Origin of the sequence: Pseudomonas sp. B6(2017), assembly GCF_002112765.1 — a bacterium.
Classification (GTDB): domain Bacteria; phylum Pseudomonadota; class Gammaproteobacteria; order Pseudomonadales; family Pseudomonadaceae; genus Aquipseudomonas; species Aquipseudomonas piscis.
Genome location: NZ_NEIQ01000023.1, coordinates 46,343 through 61,177 on the forward strand (window position 1 = coordinate 46,343; position 14,835 = coordinate 61,177).

General features: G+C 62.1%; 18 protein-coding genes and 1 riboswitch. Of the genes, 9 read left to right on the top strand and 9 right to left on the bottom strand.

All coding sequences use genetic code 11. From position 1 onward, the window contains the following. Window positions 1-140 precede the first annotated feature (140 nt). Together CAG11_RS29335 and CAG11_RS29340 are read left to right on the top strand one after the other, a co-directional pair. The gene (locus CAG11_RS29335) at window positions 141-1,391 is read left to right on the top strand and encodes a ribonucleotide-diphosphate reductase subunit beta (protein WP_085599656.1); all 1,251 of its coding nucleotides are present in this window, start codon (window positions 141-143) and stop codon (window positions 1,389-1,391) included. Between the two features lie 52 nt (window positions 1,392-1,443). Then, entirely contained in the window at window positions 1,444-1,881 is a 438-nt protein-coding gene (locus CAG11_RS29340) for a DUF1289 domain-containing protein (RefSeq protein WP_085599658.1), read from the top strand. A gap of 79 nt (window positions 1,882-1,960) precedes the next feature. Here the strand turns inward: CAG11_RS29340 and catB are convergent, their stop codons facing one another. Together catB and CAG11_RS29350 are read right to left on the bottom strand one after the other, a co-directional pair. Continuing rightward, window positions 1,961-2,596, bottom strand: coding sequence for a type B chloramphenicol O-acetyltransferase (gene catB, locus CAG11_RS29345; RefSeq protein WP_085599660.1), 636 nt, complete (start codon window positions 2,594-2,596; stop codon window positions 1,961-1,963). Between the two features lie 242 nt (window positions 2,597-2,838). Continuing rightward, on the bottom strand, window positions 2,839-4,095 hold the full coding sequence (locus tag CAG11_RS29350; protein WP_085599662.1) for an NADH:flavin oxidoreductase/NADH oxidase family protein: 1,257 nt from the start codon (window positions 4,093-4,095) through the stop codon (window positions 2,839-2,841). A gap of 111 nt (window positions 4,096-4,206) precedes the next feature. Here CAG11_RS29350 and CAG11_RS29355 point away from each other — a divergent pair, with 111 nt between their 5' ends. Then, window positions 4,207-4,671 (top strand): MerR family transcriptional regulator, encoded by a 465-nt coding sequence (locus CAG11_RS29355; RefSeq protein ID WP_085599664.1) that lies wholly within the window; start codon window positions 4,207-4,209, stop codon window positions 4,669-4,671. Between the two features lie 26 nt (window positions 4,672-4,697). Here CAG11_RS29355 and CAG11_RS29360 read toward each other — a convergent pair whose 3' ends face one another. After that, a complete protein-coding gene (locus CAG11_RS29360; RefSeq protein ID WP_022639151.1) occupies window positions 4,698-4,943 on the bottom strand; it encodes a hypothetical protein in 246 nt (81 codons plus the stop codon). A 177-nt stretch (window positions 4,944-5,120) separates the two neighbouring features. Here CAG11_RS29360 and CAG11_RS29365 point away from each other — a divergent pair, with 177 nt between their 5' ends. Further along, window positions 5,121-5,642, top strand: coding sequence for a hypothetical protein (locus CAG11_RS29365; RefSeq protein WP_022639150.1), 522 nt, complete (start codon window positions 5,121-5,123; stop codon window positions 5,640-5,642). Window positions 5,643-5,693: 51 nt separating this feature from the next. Here the strand turns inward: CAG11_RS29365 and fabF are convergent, their stop codons facing one another. After that, window positions 5,694-6,962 carry a beta-ketoacyl-ACP synthase II gene (fabF, locus tag CAG11_RS29370; RefSeq protein WP_085599666.1) on the bottom strand — a complete coding sequence of 423 codons (1,269 nt, stop codon included), beginning with the start codon at window positions 6,960-6,962 and terminating at the stop codon, window positions 5,694-5,696. Window positions 6,963-7,080: 118 nt separating this feature from the next. Here fabF and CAG11_RS29375 point away from each other — a divergent pair, with 118 nt between their 5' ends. Further along, the gene (locus CAG11_RS29375; protein ID WP_085599668.1) at window positions 7,081-7,566 is read left to right on the top strand and encodes a helix-turn-helix domain-containing protein; all 486 of its coding nucleotides are present in this window, start codon (window positions 7,081-7,083) and stop codon (window positions 7,564-7,566) included. 131 nt (window positions 7,567-7,697) lie between these two features. Here the strand turns inward: CAG11_RS29375 and CAG11_RS29380 are convergent, their stop codons facing one another. Beyond that, a complete protein-coding gene (locus tag CAG11_RS29380; protein ID WP_085599670.1) occupies window positions 7,698-8,438 on the bottom strand; it encodes an HAD family hydrolase in 741 nt (246 codons plus the stop codon). 801 nt (window positions 8,439-9,239) lie between these two features. Between CAG11_RS29380 and CAG11_RS29385 the strand changes: the two genes are divergently transcribed. After that, complete coding sequence (locus tag CAG11_RS29385; RefSeq protein ID WP_085599672.1) at window positions 9,240-9,509, top strand: hypothetical protein; 270 nt, start codon at window positions 9,240-9,242, stop codon at window positions 9,507-9,509. 49 nt (window positions 9,510-9,558) lie between these two features. Here CAG11_RS29385 and CAG11_RS29390 read toward each other — a convergent pair whose 3' ends face one another. Then, window positions 9,559-10,047, bottom strand: coding sequence for an ATP-binding protein (locus tag CAG11_RS29390; protein WP_085599674.1), 489 nt, complete (start codon window positions 10,045-10,047; stop codon window positions 9,559-9,561). Window positions 10,048-10,401: 354 nt separating this feature from the next. Here CAG11_RS29390 and CAG11_RS29400 point away from each other — a divergent pair, with 354 nt between their 5' ends. Together CAG11_RS29400 and crcB are read left to right on the top strand one after the other, a co-directional pair. Further along, entirely contained in the window at window positions 10,402-10,665 is a 264-nt protein-coding gene (locus CAG11_RS29400) for a DUF1652 domain-containing protein (protein ID WP_085599678.1), read from the top strand. 180 nt (window positions 10,666-10,845) lie between these two features. Further along, window positions 10,846-10,906: riboswitch (Fluoride riboswitch) on the top strand. 139 nt (window positions 10,907-11,045) lie between these two features. Beyond that, complete coding sequence (gene crcB / locus CAG11_RS29405) at window positions 11,046-11,429, top strand: fluoride efflux transporter CrcB (RefSeq protein WP_085599680.1); 384 nt, start codon at window positions 11,046-11,048, stop codon at window positions 11,427-11,429. Window positions 11,430-11,521: 92 nt separating this feature from the next. Here crcB and CAG11_RS34260 read toward each other — a convergent pair whose 3' ends face one another. Further along, entirely contained in the window at window positions 11,522-11,821 is a 300-nt protein-coding gene (locus CAG11_RS34260; RefSeq protein ID WP_256578770.1) for a hypothetical protein, read from the bottom strand. Window positions 11,822-11,893: 72 nt separating this feature from the next. On the opposite strand from CAG11_RS34260, the gene CAG11_RS29410 reads away from it, so the two are divergent. Beyond that, a complete protein-coding gene (locus tag CAG11_RS29410) occupies window positions 11,894-12,787 on the top strand; it encodes an MFS transporter (RefSeq protein WP_256578771.1) in 894 nt (297 codons plus the stop codon). A gap of 152 nt (window positions 12,788-12,939) precedes the next feature. On the opposite strand, the gene CAG11_RS29415 is transcribed toward CAG11_RS29410, so the two are convergent. After that, window positions 12,940-13,359, bottom strand: coding sequence for a hypothetical protein (locus tag CAG11_RS29415; protein ID WP_085599682.1), 420 nt, complete (start codon window positions 13,357-13,359; stop codon window positions 12,940-12,942). Between the two features lie 444 nt (window positions 13,360-13,803). Next, on the bottom strand, window positions 13,804-14,835 hold the full coding sequence (gene xerC, locus CAG11_RS29420; protein ID WP_085599684.1) for a tyrosine recombinase XerC: 1,032 nt from the start codon (window positions 14,833-14,835) through the stop codon (window positions 13,804-13,806).

Consider the following 14,835-nt stretch of genomic DNA (forward strand, 5'->3'; position numbering starts at 1 on the left):
TTTTGTTTTTGTTTTAATTCTATATGTAGTGTTTTGTCTGGGGCGAGGCGTTCTGAAGCCAACGGCTTTCACCAAGAAGAATATTGGCCGCCCGAACGGGTTCGTCGCCCGCCGGTTCGGCCAAGGTAAGGATGAATGAAATGTTGAATTGGGATGAGCTCGATATACACGGCCACAAGGCCCCAGGAGCTGATGCAGCGGATAGATCGGAACCACGGGCAACCGCCGCCGGGGCCCTCGATGCGGCGGGAAATGCCGCTGCCGGAAACGCCAGGATGATTGACTCCCGTGACTCGGCCGCGGTGGTCCGGGCGAAGAAAGCGCTCAATGCGCTGGACGTCACCCAAGGCCTGGAGGAACTGGAAGGCGCTGCCGGGCGCGTGGCCGTCGATGAAAAGCGCATGATCAATTGCCGCGCCGACCTGAATCAGCTGGTGCCGTTGAAGTACGACTGGGCCTGGCAGAAGTACCTGGACGGCTGCGCCAACCACTGGATGCCGCAAGAGGTCAACATGACCGCCGACATCATCCTGTGGAAGAGCGCCGAAGGCCTGAGCGAAGACGAGCGCCGCATCGTCATGCGCAGCCTGGGGTTCTTCGCCACCGCCGACTCCCTGGTCGCCAACAACCTGGCCCTGGCCGTGTACCGCTTGATCACCAATCCCGAGTGCCGCCAGTACATCCTGCGCCAGGCCTTCGAGGAAGCGATCCATACCCACGCCTACCAGTACTGCATCGAGTCGCTGGGCATGGATGAAGGCGAGATCTTCAACATGTACCGCGAGGTGCCCACCGTGGCCAAGAAGGCCGCCTGGGGGCTCAGGTATACCCGCGCCATATCCGACCCGAATTTCAAGACCGGCACCCTATTCGCCGACAAGGAGCTGCTGCGCAACCTGATCGCCTATTACTGTGTGCTGGAAGGCATCTTCTTCTACTGCGGTTTCACCCAGATCCTGTCCATGGGCCGGCGCAACAAGATGAATGGGGTGGCGGAGCAGTTCCAGTACATCCTGCGCGACGAATCCATGCACCTGAACTTCGGTATCGACGTGATCAACCAGATCAAGATCGAGAATCCTCACCTGTGGGACCACGCCCTGATGGAAGAGGCCACCCAGATGATCATCCAGGGCACTCAGCTGGAGATCGAATACGCTCGCGACACCATGCCGCGCGGGGTGCTGGGGATGAATGCGGTGATGATGGAGGACTACCTGAAGTTCATCGCCAACCGACGCCTGTCGCAGATCGGCCTGAAGGAGGAATACCCGGGCACCGTCAATCCGTTCCCGTGGATGAGCGAGATCATGGACCTGAAGAAAGAGAAGAACTTCTTCGAGACCCGCGTGATCGAGTACCAGACCGGCGGAGCCTTGTCCTGGGATTGACCGGGCTTGCAGACAACGGCCGGGCCATGGGCCCGGCCTTCGGGAGTTGTTCATGTTGTTCGAAAAGATCAAGACCCCCTGCATAGGGCTCTGCTCGACCGTCTATGGCGATGTGGTCTGCCGCGGATGCAAGCGCTTCGAATATGAAGTGATCCAGTGGAACACCTACGACGAGCCACAGAAGCAGGCGATCCTGCGGCGCTTCGACAAGCTCTTGAACCAGGTGATGCACGACAAGTGCGAGATCTTCGATCCCGAGCGGCTGGCCTTCGAAGTGCGTTCCAGGAAGATGAACTGCTCCGCGGAGGATTCGATCCCCTATTGTGCCTACCAGATCATCCGGCGCGGTGCGGCGGTGATCAGCAATATCGAGGCGTTCGGCATCCGCGTCCTGCCGGGCTACCAGGGCTTGTCGCTGGTGGAGTTGCGGGATGTGATCGACAGCGAGTTCTTTGCCTTGTCCCTGGCCAGCTACCAGGCCGATGGCTGATTCGCCCGGCACCGCTTGCGGGCAGGGTGCCCGTGGGCCGGCAGGTCGCTAGCCTGCGGGCCGGAGCTCGATGGGCTAACTAGGCAGGCTGGCTGGCGGCCTGCCAATGTTGGTACAGGGCCTCGACATTGCCGCTGGTCATCAGCGGCATCACGGCTTGCAACTGGTCGATGGGCCAGTCCCACCATTTCATTTCCAGGAGCATCTGCACGGTTCGTTCGTCGAAGCGCTTGCGGATGGTCTTGGCCGGATTGCCGCCGATGATGGCGTAGGGTTCCACATCCCGGGTCACCAGGGCGCGAGTGCCGATCACCGCGCCGTCGCCGACCTTGATACCCGGCATGATGACTGCCTCGGAACCTATCCAGACATCGTTGCCGATGACCGTATCGCCGGCTCCCTCATAGCCGTTCTGCGCTCCGGCGAAGGCCGGCTCTTCCGACATCCAATAGAAGGGGAAGGTGCTGATCCATTCGTTCCGGTGGCCCTGGTTGCCGGCCATGATGAATGCAGCGCCCGAGCCGATCGAGCAGAAGCTGCCGACGATCAGCTGGTCGACGCCCTCGTCGGGGGGCAGGTAGCGTGCGCATTCGTCGAAACTGTGCCCGTGGTAGTAACCGGAGTAATAGCTGTAGCGGCCTACCTTGATGTTGGGGTTGGTGACCTGGCGGTCAAGGGTGATGCCCTTGAAGGGGCTCTCGAAGTAATTGCTCAAAACGCTCTCCATGTGGCTGACCGCCGCTGTCTTGCAAGCGCACGGTACTTCGGCGAGAAGGCGCAGGGCCTCTCGGGATGCAGGTCTTGCGGGGTCGCGGGGGCATCATGCCAGATCCGTCAGTGCTGCGCCGCAGAGCCTGGTGGTACAAGGTTTTGACTTGTGGCCGGCCCCAGGTAGCTCGGTAGATGTCGGCCGGGAGCGGGGCCACCCGGAAATGGCTCCGGGTGGCGGCAAGGGGTTCAGGCCGTTGCGGCGGCTGCCGGGTCGTTGCGACCTTGCATCATGCGCCGGTACTGGCGGGTGCGGCGCAGGGTGCTCCACTGTTCCGCCAGCAATGCCCGTAGTGGCGAGGCGCCGGGCCTGGTGGAATGGCCATCGGCCAACTGGCGCATCTGCAGTTTCACCAGCGCCATGTAGGCGAGTGCGGCCAGGGCCTTGCGCTTCCAGCGGATCGGCGGCAGTTCGGCGCTGGCCTTGCTGTCGCCGTTTTTCCAGCGCCGGGGCAGGGCCGGGTCCACGGCCAGGGCGGTGGCGATGCCGGCCATGGCCACTCCGCTGTCCAGCACTTGCTCCACCACGGGCAGGCGGCGGATGCCACCGGTGACCATCACCGGCATCCGGGCCACGGCGGCGATCTGTTGGGCGAACTCGAGGAAGTAGGCTTCCCGGGCCAGGGTCCGGCCGTCGCGGGCATCGCCTTGCATGGCTGGCGCCTCGTAGCTGCCGCCGGACAACTCCACCAGGTCCACCGGCAGTTCGTTGAGCCAGAGTACGACCTGGCGCGCGTCGGCAGGTTCGAAGCCGCCGCGCTGGAAATCCGCGGAGTTGAGCTTGACCGCCACGCAAAAGCGCGGCGAGACGCTGGCCCGTACGGCCTTCACCACCTCCAGCAGCAGCCGCGCACGATTTTCCAGGCTGCCGCCCCAGCGGTCCTGGCGCTGGTTGCTCAGGGGAGAAAGGAACTGGCTCAGCAGATAGCCGTGGGCGGCGTGGATCTGCACGCCACTGAAACCGGCGTCCTCGGCCAGGGCCGCGGTGCGGGCGAAACGCTGGATCAGGGTCGCGATCTGGGCTTCATCCAGGGCCTTGGGTACGGGAAACATCTTCGACAGGCCGCCCATGTCCAAGGCGACTGCCGAGGGTGCCACCGTGGCCTGACCGAGGCTGGCCTGCATCTGGCGACCGGGATGGTTGATCTGCATCCAGAATTGCGCGCCGTGGGCCTGGCCGATTCGCGCCCACTCGCGAAAGCGCTGCAGTTGCTGGCTGTCGTCGAGCATCACGCCGCCGGGCCCGGTCATGGCCCGCGGATCGACCATCACGTTGCCGGTCAGCAACAGGCCGGCGCCGCCTTCGGCCCAGGCCTTGTACAGACGTAGCAACTGCTCGGAAGGGGTCTGGTCGAGATTGGCCAGGTTTTCCTCCATCGCCGCCTTGGCGATGCGGTTGGGCAGCAGGGTTCCGTTGGGTAAACGCAGGGATTGGAAAGCAGTCATGGGGTTCTCCAGGTACAGCCCGTGCGTCGGTTTGTATGCAGGAGGGGGCTGTGTTGCAAAGAAGGCTAAGGTTAAAGTTATCCTTAAGGTCAATAGGAGGTTTGCAACTCGATGAAAATTGGTGAACTAGCCCGACGTACGGGATTGAGTGCATCGCGCTTGCGATTCTACGAGGCCAGCGGCCTGATCGAGGCCCAGCGCCTGGGCAATGGTTACCGCGACTACCCGGAAGATGTGGTGCAGCGCCTGGAGATCATTACCTGCGGTCAGCAGGCGGGCTTCAGCCTGGAGGAAATGCGCACCCTGACCCTGGAGTCCACCCGGAGCGATGGGCGCTTCCAGCATGACCGACTGTTGGCCAGCCTGCGCAGCAAGGTGGCGGAGATCGAAGCCCTGCAGCAGCGCCTGACGCAGAATCGCCAGCATCTGCTGACCCTGATCGCCGGTATCGAAGGCAAGCCCGAAGGCCTGGGCTGCGAGGAGAATGCCCAGCGCCTGCTGGCCCAGTGGCGGGAAAACGAAGGGCAGGCGCCGGCTGCGGCCAGTGGCCGGCGGCGTCAGAAGCAGGGACGTTGAGCCGCCATTGGCGGCTCAAGCCTGGATCAGCGAAGGCTCTCGGCCGGTGAGCCCATGGGCAGGGCCGGGAGGCTCATGTTGCGCATGGCCACCTCGAGCTTGTCCTGGTAGAGACTGAGGATCGAGTAGTCCAGCTTCTGGGTGATATTGGCGTTGCCCGCACAGTTGGCCAGTAGTTCTTCCAGCGCGCCGGCAACCAGGTCCGCAGTGACCTGCAGGACGGTCAAGCCATAGCTCTTATCGACAATGACCAGATTCGTTAAATCGTACATTCAGCACCCGTGGTCACTGTTCTTATGGTAATGGCTATGAGCCATCAATAGCATACCGAAGCGGCCCATCGCCTGTCACCGGGGGCTGACAAGAACCTGAAGAACGGGAGGATTTTCGCTGCGCTTGGCGCCAGCATGGGTAGTATTGCCCTGCGCAAGCCACCAGGGTTTATTTCCATGCTGATTCTTACCAGGGGCAACCACCAGGGGTTGCAGATCGGGCCGCGCTGGCCCTCGTCGACAGTGCAGCTGGAAGGACAGGTCTTCCAGCAGTTGCGCAAGGTCCAGTCGAGCCTGCCCGATACCGTGCGCTTGCTGGTGACCCGAGGGTATGAGCACAAAGGCAGCCGGCTGGGAGGGTTCCGTAGGCTCTCGCGCTGGTTGGGCATCCGCTTGTTCGTGTGCTGCTACCCGGGGCGCCGGGACGAGGTGCAGGACATCTTCGGTAGCAATGGGCATGATGTGGACGGCACCCATGTCGATGTATCGATCGTTCTCGCTGGCAAGCGCCTGCGTTTCCTGCCCTTGGGGGTGTTCACCTCGCCAGCTCGCCAGGAATTGCGCAAGGCCCGCCATGGCACGTTGGTGGACGAGGTCAAGAGCGCGCTGGTGCGCCATGGGTTCCAGATCCACCGCAATCACACGGAAAGCCTGCAGATCCACTGCGACTACCGGCCCGACTTGCTGGCCGGGTGCTGATCCGACGTCGCAAGGCGGGCAAGTAGCGCTGGCGCGGTATCGCGCCGGGGATCACTCCCAGCGCTTGAACAGCACGCTGGCATTCACCCCGCCAAAGCCGAAGCCATTGGACAACGCGTACTGCATGGGCATCTTGCGCGCCTGGCCGTGCACCAGGTCCATGCCCTCAGCGGCGCTGTCGGGATTCTCCAGGTTGAGCGTCGCCGGGGCGACCTGGTCGCGCAGGGCGAGGATGGTGAAGATCGCCTCGATCCCGCCGGCCGCGCCCAGCAGATGGCCGGTGGCGGACTTGGTCGCACTGATGGCCGGGCCGTTGCCGGTGCCGAACAACTGCCTGATGGCTGCCAGCTCACCCTTGTCGCCCACCGGTGTGGAGGTGGCGTGGGCGTTGAGGTGCTGGACCTCCTTCGGCGACACGCCCGCCTGGCGCAGGGCTTGCTCCATGGCGCGCCGGGCGCCGTCGCCATCCTCCGGGCCGGCGGTCATGTGGTAGGCGTCGGCGCTGGTGCCATACCCCACCAGCTCGGCGATGGGCCGGGCGCCTCGGGCCAGGGCGTGCTCCAGATCCTCGATGACCAGCAAGCCGGCGCCTTCGCCCATGACGAAACCGTCACGGCCCTGGTCGAAGGGGCGCGAGGCGCGTTCCGGAGTGTCGTTGTAGTCGCTGGACAGTGCCCGGGCCGCAGCGAAGCCGCCCAGGCTGACCTGGTGGATCGTGGCTTCCGCGCCGCCGCAGACGGCGATGTCGATCTCGCCCGCGCGGATCATCCGTGCCGCATCGCCGATGGCCTGGACCCCGGCGGCGCAAGCGGTGACCGGTGTGCCCAGGGGGCCCTTGAGGCCATGGCGGATCGAGACGTGGCCGGCCGCCAGGTTGCACAGGAACGAAGGAATGGTGAAGGGCGACAGGCGCCGCGGGCCCTTGTTGTCAGTGGTGCGCACGGCATCGGCGATGGCCGGGAAGCCGCCGACCCCCGAGGCGATGATGGTGGCCGTGCGCTCCTGGGCCGCAGCGTTGCCCGGCCGCCAGTTGGCCTGGGCCAGGGCTTCTTCCGCCGCCGCCAGGGCGAACAGGATGAAGCGGTCCATCTTGCGCTGTTCCTTGGGCGGTAGCAGTGAATCCGGATCGAAACCAGCCTGCGGATCCTGTGCCAGGTCGGGAACCTGGCCGCCCACCGTGGTGGACAGTCCGCCGATGAACTCCTCGGGCAATTGGCGGATGCCCGATTGTCCCGCCAGCAGGCGTTGCCATACCTGCTCGACCCCGCAGCCCAGCGGAGTGATTGCGCCCATACCTGTGACTACGATGCGTTTGCTCATGCAGGTCCTGCTCCTTCAGTGTGTTTGGGTTGGGGGGTAACGAAGCGTGGACGATACTATCATCATGAAAGTAACATCCGGCTCGACAATATTTCGAGCCATAGCGCAGGAGCAAGTGATGCAACGAAAAAGCCTGGAGGACGCCGAATGTCCTATCGCCCGTGGCCTGGAACGGGTCGGGGAATGGTGGAGCATCCTGATCATGCGCGACGCCTTGCACGGCCTGCGGCGTTTCGATGAGTTCTCCCGCAGTCTGGATATCGCCCCGAACATGCTGACCCGGCGCCTCAACTCCCTGGTGGAGGCGGGCTTGCTGGAACGCCAGGCCTATAGCCAGCGCCCGCTGCGCTATCAGTACGTGCCGACGGCCAAGGGCGAGGACTTTCGTGTGGTGCTGATGGCGTTCGTCGCCTGGGGCAATCGCCACTTCGCCCCCGAGGGCGAAAGTGTGCAGATCGTCGAGCGGGCAACCGGCCGGCCGGTACAACCCGCGATGATGGATGTGCAGGGGCACCAGCTGGTGCCCCTGCAGGACTGCACGGTGCAGGTCGGGCCGGCCGCCAGCGCCAGCATGCGCGAGCGCTTCTGCGTCCGGGCCGATTGACAGCGCTCGGCTTGTCGGTCACCTAGCCGCCGCGACTGGCTTGCCGTGGCAATAGCGGGATTTCACCCGGTTTGTTCCGCTCGAGTGGCGGCCAGTCGCCGGTGCCTGGCGCCTGGCCCTTGGCGCAAGGTTCAGCGTGGCGCTTGGCCGCGGCGCCAGGCGGGATGGAAGTGACGCCAGTGGGCGTCCTGGGCGGCGGCCAGTAGCTCATGATCGCCCCGAGTGTCGCCCCAGGCGCGTAGCCGGTATTGGTCCAGCGGGCCATAGACGTTCTCCAGGCGCAGCACCTTGTTTTCGCAACGGCAGTTGTTACCGACGATATGGCCGGTGAGCACGCCATCGACGACCTCCAGTTCGGTGCCGATCAGGGCGATGCCCAGGCGCCTGGCGAAGGGTTGCAGGACCAGGGCCGGAGAGGCCGAGCACAGGGTCACCCGGGCTCCGGAATCGATCTCTTCGGCTACCGCCTGCAGCCCCGCCGGACGCATCAGCCGGGACCAGGAGCGCTGGCAGAACGCCTCGGCCTGCTGTTGGACCCACGCGGCCTCGACTCCCTTGAGAAAGCAACTGATCAGGCGGGCCTTGAGCTGGTCACGATCGACCCTGCGCGCCAGGAAGCCGAGGCTTGGCAGGACCAGCTTGAGCACCCGCTGATGGAATCTGCGGGGGCCGAAGGCGAAGCGCAAGAAGGGCACGAAGCTGTCATGGCGGGTCAGGGTGCCATCGAAATCGAAGACCGAGAGTACCTGGCTGGCCCGAGGGTCGAGCACCAGGGTTTCCGGGGTTAGCGGTGGCCCGGGCTGCTCGGGCTCCGGGGAATGATCAGCGGGGCTGGCGGCGAGCGTTGGGACGGGATCGGCTGGGGACGACATGCTGGCTCTCGATCGGTGCGGACGTTGGCGGGGGACCGGTGCGGTGGTCATTCGCGCAGTCTACGCGTTCTGCATCGTCGGGTTCACTTTCGCCTGCCCGGCAGGGCGTTATCGGCTCGGGAGCGGTTCGGGGGCCGGACGACTTCTGGCGGGAGCGTGGGTGGGGCGTAACAGGGAGGGCAGTGGGGTCGATTGACGGGGTTTCCAGGGACTACCCCCAGCAGCACCAGGCGAAGGTGGTCAGGCAAAGCAGCAGGGGCAGGGTGTCGAGAAAATCGTTCATGCCAACACAGTCCATTCAGGTGGGTGCCGGCAATGTAAGGGGGCTCCAGGGGCCTGTCTGTTGCGATTGTGTGAATTTTCAGCGCATTTTCGTTTAACCGGAATGGGGGGCTGAAGTCCCTGTGTAGTAGTGCTCAAAGGGCGGGTGGCCAGGGTGGAGAGTTAAGTTGTTGAAAAATAATGACTTAAAAAAATTGTGGATATTTAAATGGTTAAGTGCTCTTATTTACGTTTTTTTCAAAAAATAACTTGTTACAGAATGTACCAACCCGTTACTATAGCTCCGCGTTCACCTACCACGGTTTATGCATTTTTAGCCCCAAGTGTCCATCAGCTGCTTGGGCTTTTTTTTGCCTGCGATTTGCCCAGGCCAGTGCTGCCAGGGACTGGCCGCATGCGCCTCCTGGTCCGGTATCCCCTGTTCTTTTGACCATTTGGGTCGCCATTTTCGTGCCGGTTCCCGGAGCTGATACAGTACGCAGCCTGAGTAGGAGGACGTATGCGTGCGGTGGGACGCTGATGATCCGGGACGAGGATGAAAGGGCCGACAGCGACGGGTTCAGGGCACTGGCGTTGTCCCTGATGGGCATTGCCGTGATCCTTGGGGCGTGCATCGTCCGCTTCAACATCGAGGTCGACAGGGAGCGTGCCCGGGCCCAGGAAGAAATCCTGCACTGCCGTCGGCAGAACCTGCCTTCGACCAAGCCTGTGGTCGACGCCACCTCACCTGCGGATGAATGCCGCAGCCTGGAAGACCACTATGCCAGGCGGTTCGGCCACTCCTATTGAGCCTGCAGCGCAGCGACCGCCATAGCCGCTGCGCACACCGCCTGCCGCTTCAGGCCTCGACGATGTTCAGCCCTTCCGCCGCCTGGGGCGCGACGAAATAACTGCAGATCAGCTCGAACTGTTCGTCGCTGGTGGCGAACGGGTGCTCGCCTTGGTTATTGCGCTCACGCAGCCTGCTGCGACAGACATCCTCGGCGACATTCAGTACATGCAGGCGATGTGGAACCTGTGCCTGGTCCGCCAGGCCGCGCAACCAGGCGCGCTGGGCCAGTGTATTGGCGGGGAAGTCCAGCACCACGCTGGTGCCGGCCTGCAACATGGCGACGACCAGCGGCCCCAGGGCCTCGCCCAGGCATCGGGCGTGGAGTTGATAGTCCGCGACACAATGGATCATCTGCGGATACAACCGGGCCAGCCACAGGTCCTCGCAGATCAGCACGCAGCCAGGGGCCTGGGCCAGTTGCCGGGCGAGTGTCGATTTACCTGAGGCGATCTTGCCGCATAGCAGGTGCAAGACCGGGTTGGATGGAGGGTTCATGCTTCGTCTCCTTGCTTGAAGCCTCGCAAGAGCGGTCATGAATCCCGCCTCCGAGGCGGGTTGATTGCGGTTCGGACAGCCGCTGGCCCACCCTCTAGAGGATGGTAATAATCGCTGGGCGGCAGGGCTGAAGAAGTCGGTCCATGGAGCGAACATACACAGTTGGCGAAACCATGCCCAGGAAAACCTTAAGGGCTGTCAGCAGCAAAATAGTGGCGGCTAGTTCGTGGTCGGCCATTTTCAGGAACTGCGATGCAGTTAACACCGCGGTGTGTTTTTTCCGATACACAAGGCGCATGCTCGCCTATGCTGGATCGGAAAAATTCCCATCAACACTACGTAGGCTAGGATGCCATGCTCTCGACCCATGAGCTGTGCCACATATTGGAATCCGGCTTCCTGCCGCTTTCCTGCGCCTGCAATGTCAATCCTGGCGGATCGCTGACCATCAAGATCTACGATGCGGTATCTGGCCGGGTGGACTTGCTGCTCCCGGGCGTTTCCACCGCGCAGCTCACCAGCGTGCGGGATATTTCCAACCTGATCGGCGAATTGCGCACCGAGCTGCGAGCAGGGCGGCGAGCTTTCGCCGGCGGCTTCGGCAGCCCTGTCGGCTGACTTGCCTGCCCGATCATTGTTGACAGTTGAACATCCCATGGCGAGGGCATAGCGTTTAGCCGTTCGCCCAGTATCTGTGGCTCTTTACCGGTTCATGGATGGCGAGGTCATCTGTACTGGGCGAACTCCCTTGGGGACTTGCACGTGATCCTTGAAGCTGCGATTTCTCCTGCGCTAGGATTTGCCCCCGGAGATGGCATTCCTCCTTGAACCGCTTCGTGCTGATGATGCCTACGTGAACCCTGGACAGGGTGCGTAGGTGTGCCTGCCCCTGTCCTCAACCAGGACAGGACCATGATACCGACTGCTCTAGCACTCCCTTCTTGCATCACCTCTCGCTTTCCCCATCGGCCATGCCGTTCGATGGAGGTTTGCCCAGCATGCTGAAATCACTCCTGGTCATTGCCATGGGCGCGTCGACCGGTGCCTGGTTACGCTGGTTCCTGGGCCTCAAGCTCAATCTGTTGTTTGCGGCCATCCCCCCGGGGACCGTGGTGGCGAACATGGTCGGTGGCTACATCATTGGCCTGGCCCTGGCTTTCCTCGCGGCATCTCCTTCCTTGAGCCCTGAATGGCGGTTATTGATCATCACCGGCTTCTGTGGAGGGCTGACCACGTTCTCGACCTTTTCCGCAGAGACTGTATCCCTGCTCCAGGAGGGCAAGTTGCTGTGGGCCTTGGGCTCGGTGGCACTGCATGTGGTGGGCTCGTTGCTGATGACGGCGGCGGGCCTGGCATCCTTCCAGTTGCTCGGTACCCGATGAGGAATGCGGAAAAAGTGCCATTGCTTGGGCGATGAAAAGCTATCTTCGAAGAGCTGAATCGTATAACTGAATAATCATGTCTCTGGATATTTTCAGGGGCGTAGCAGACAGGGGTGGGTATTACCGATGGTCGACACGGCCTTGCGAATATGGTGTGCAGTCAGCGTGCTGTGCGTGGCTTCGTTCACGATGGTGACTTCCGAGTTCGCCCCCATCGGCATGTTGTCGCAGATTTCTGCCGATCTTGACCAGGTACCATCCACCGTCGGCCTGACCGTGACCCTGTAGGCGTGGATCGGTGCCGCCAGCGGTTTGTCGTCCAATTGGCTGAACCGCTGGATCGCCCGCAAGACGCTGCTGATCGTGTTGATGCTGGTGCTGGCGGTATCCAACGCACTGGCGGCGTTATCCCCTGAATTCTCGATGCTGCTCGGCGCCCGGGCAGTGGGAGCCCTGGCCCAGGGGTGTTCTGGGCAACCGTGGCGGCCACCGCCGCACACATAGCGCCGGCACGGCGCATGGGCCTGGCCACCTCGATCGTGCTGGGCGGGATCACCATCGCCACCGTCATGGGCGTGCCGTTGATCAATCTGGTAGGCCAGTACGATGGCTGGCGCACGGCGTTCGCCTGCCGGGCCCTGATGTGTGTCGCCAGCGCCGCGGCAATGGCCCTGGTGCTGCCGAGCATGCGTATTCCCTCGCTGGTCGAGGGCGGCGGTTTCGCCGTGGTCCTGCGCCGCAAGGACCTGCTGATCACCTGCGTCATCACCGGGCTGACGGCGGCCGCCCACTTTGGCGCCTATACCTTCGTCGAGCCGTTCATTGGCCAGGTACCGGGCATTACCTCCTACATGATCGCGGTGCTGCTGTTCGCCTTTGGAGCCGCAGGTTTCCTGGGCAATTTGTTGAGCGCGCTGTTCATCGATCGCTACCTGAAGGCATTCATCCTGGTGGCGTTGCTCGGCATGGCCCTGGCCCTGGTGATCCTGGGGGGCTATGGGCCGCGGCTGGGCGTCGTCCTGGTGGTCGGCCTGCTGCTGCTCTGGGGTGTGTCGATCTCGGCGTTGTTCACCGGCTTGCAGACCTGGGTCCTGAGGATCGCCGGCGAGCACACGGTGCCGGCGACCGCGATCCATACCGCAGTGCTCAACAGCGCGATCGGGGTGGGCGTGATCATTGGCGGGCAGGCCCTGGATGTGGCCGGGTTCAAGGGCGCGATGCTCTCGGCCAGCCTGGTGATCGTCCCGGCGATCGTGCTGATGATCATCTCGGGCTTGCGCTCGCGTAGCGAACCGCGTACTTCGGCGGTGCCCGGGATGGCCTGTGAAGGAGGGGGTGGCAGCGCGCCGGAGCAATGAGAGTGGTGGAAAAACAGAGGACTGCGCAACAGAAAATACCGAGGCATGCCCGGTTTATCTCATTACCCGCCGGGCCTTTCGCTGATGGCCGCCTTTGCCAGCCAGAGGGTACTAGTTGGCCCGTATTGGGCTGACTGATCAACAAGGCAGCATTATCGTGGTTGTTGCGTGCCACCCTTGCCTGATGCCGGCGCACCAGGGCACATGTCTGCCCAGTGCGTAACGGTCATGTCGTTGAGTCGCTCGCCAATGGTGTCGACACGAAGGCAGGCACCTTTCCTTGAGTAGAACAGGATGCAACGCGAGCTATCAAAAGAGCAGGTATCGACCTCGAACAAATGGTGCATAGCCAGCTCCCGTTCCACGCCGCTGTATTCATAGTCATCACTGGCGTGTATCCGTGTCGGCTTCCAATCATGTTCGAGCAGCTTGGCTCTAGCCGTGAGCAAAGACTCTCCGGCAATGATACCGGCTGGCCCACGCAGGGCGTTTGTCGCCGGCGTGCCATCGGCGAACGCTGAACAGATGCCGATGTAAAAAAGTACGACGAGCGTGAGGGGCGCAGCCTTCATTTGACAGTTCCATCAGTCGATATTCAGCAGCAAGAGCGTCAGGACAGAACTACCGGTTCCGGTTTGACGGATTTCCTGAAGCGCAAGGTATGCACATACCTGGCCAGCATCCACAGTCAGGCGGAAATAACAGCGGCAATGAAAAAGCGTCAAATTCCGGGAAACCGCGGAAATGAGAATTGCGGAGCACGCTTTAAAATTGCGGAGCAAAAACAACAAGGGCCTGCATGATGAAATCACGCAAGCCCTTGATTTATATGGTGCCCGAAGCCGGAATCGAACCGGCACGCCCTTACGAGCGGGGGATTTTAAGTCCGGCGAGGAATCCATAGCCAGTGCGGCGCGCGCCACAATTTCCGGTCCGCAAAACTTCTGAAATTATGTGGATTTTATCCAATGTTTTCAGGTAGTTGAAAAACGTTGCGGACCGAAATTTTGGCATTTTCAGCGTGTCGGAGTAACTTTTTTACCCTTGCGCTCGCGAATGTATTGCTCGGTCATGCTGACCGTAGTATGCCCAAGCTGATCCCTGGCCATGAGGATGTCGCCGCTAGATTCCGCCTTGTCCGTACCTGCTTTAGCGCGCAGATCGCGCATTTGGAACAGCGCTTTATCGACCCCCGCGGCCTCCCTGGCCAAGTCAAATCGGCCTCGCAACATAGCCGAACTCATCGGCTTTCCATCTCCTGTCACTATAAGTCTTGTTGATCTGATCTTGTGCCCAGCCTTTCTGGCCATGATCCTGTCGATCACTACCTTCAGCTCCCCTATGATCTCGATCCGCCGCTTGGTGTCCGTCTTGCCTTGCTTCACCCAGATTTGGCCGCTGCGCACGTCCCGCTCATCCATGAGGCGTGTATCGGTCACCCGCTGCCCGGTAAGGTAGGCCAAGTCCATGGCATCTTGCAGGCCGATTTCGGCCTTTTCATAGACCCTTCGGTACAGATCATCCTCAATGTACACGTCCCGGCCTTTCTCCTTGTTTCCCTTAATCCCAGCGCAGGGATTGGCCAGGGCCGTATATCCTACGTCCCGTGCGAAGTTCCAGATGGCGCTGAGCAAGGCCTTCTCGCGGTTCGCACGCACTGGCGCAGATTTGCGCCATGTCAGGTATTGCCGAACGTCCACCGGCTTGATGGCATCGAGCGGGGCGGGAGGGTCATCGAAGAACTCCAGGAGCCGATTCATTTCCCGGATGTTGTCCTTCTGCGTGGCTGCACCCTTGGTCGGCACTACTTGCACCAGGTACTTCTCCGCGACGTACCGGAACGTGATGACCTGGCTGACAAGCGCCGTTGCCGTTCGATCGCGCTCCAGTTCCGCGTATTTCATCACCGCTAGCCCATAATCACAGCCAAGCGGTATCTCCTTGCGCGGATGGCCACCAGCGTCGTAGTAGTAATACGTGCGACCGCTAGCCTTTAAGCGCTCCCGCATCCGGGCTATCGAACCCGCCTTACTCGGCCTTCTTCCCAT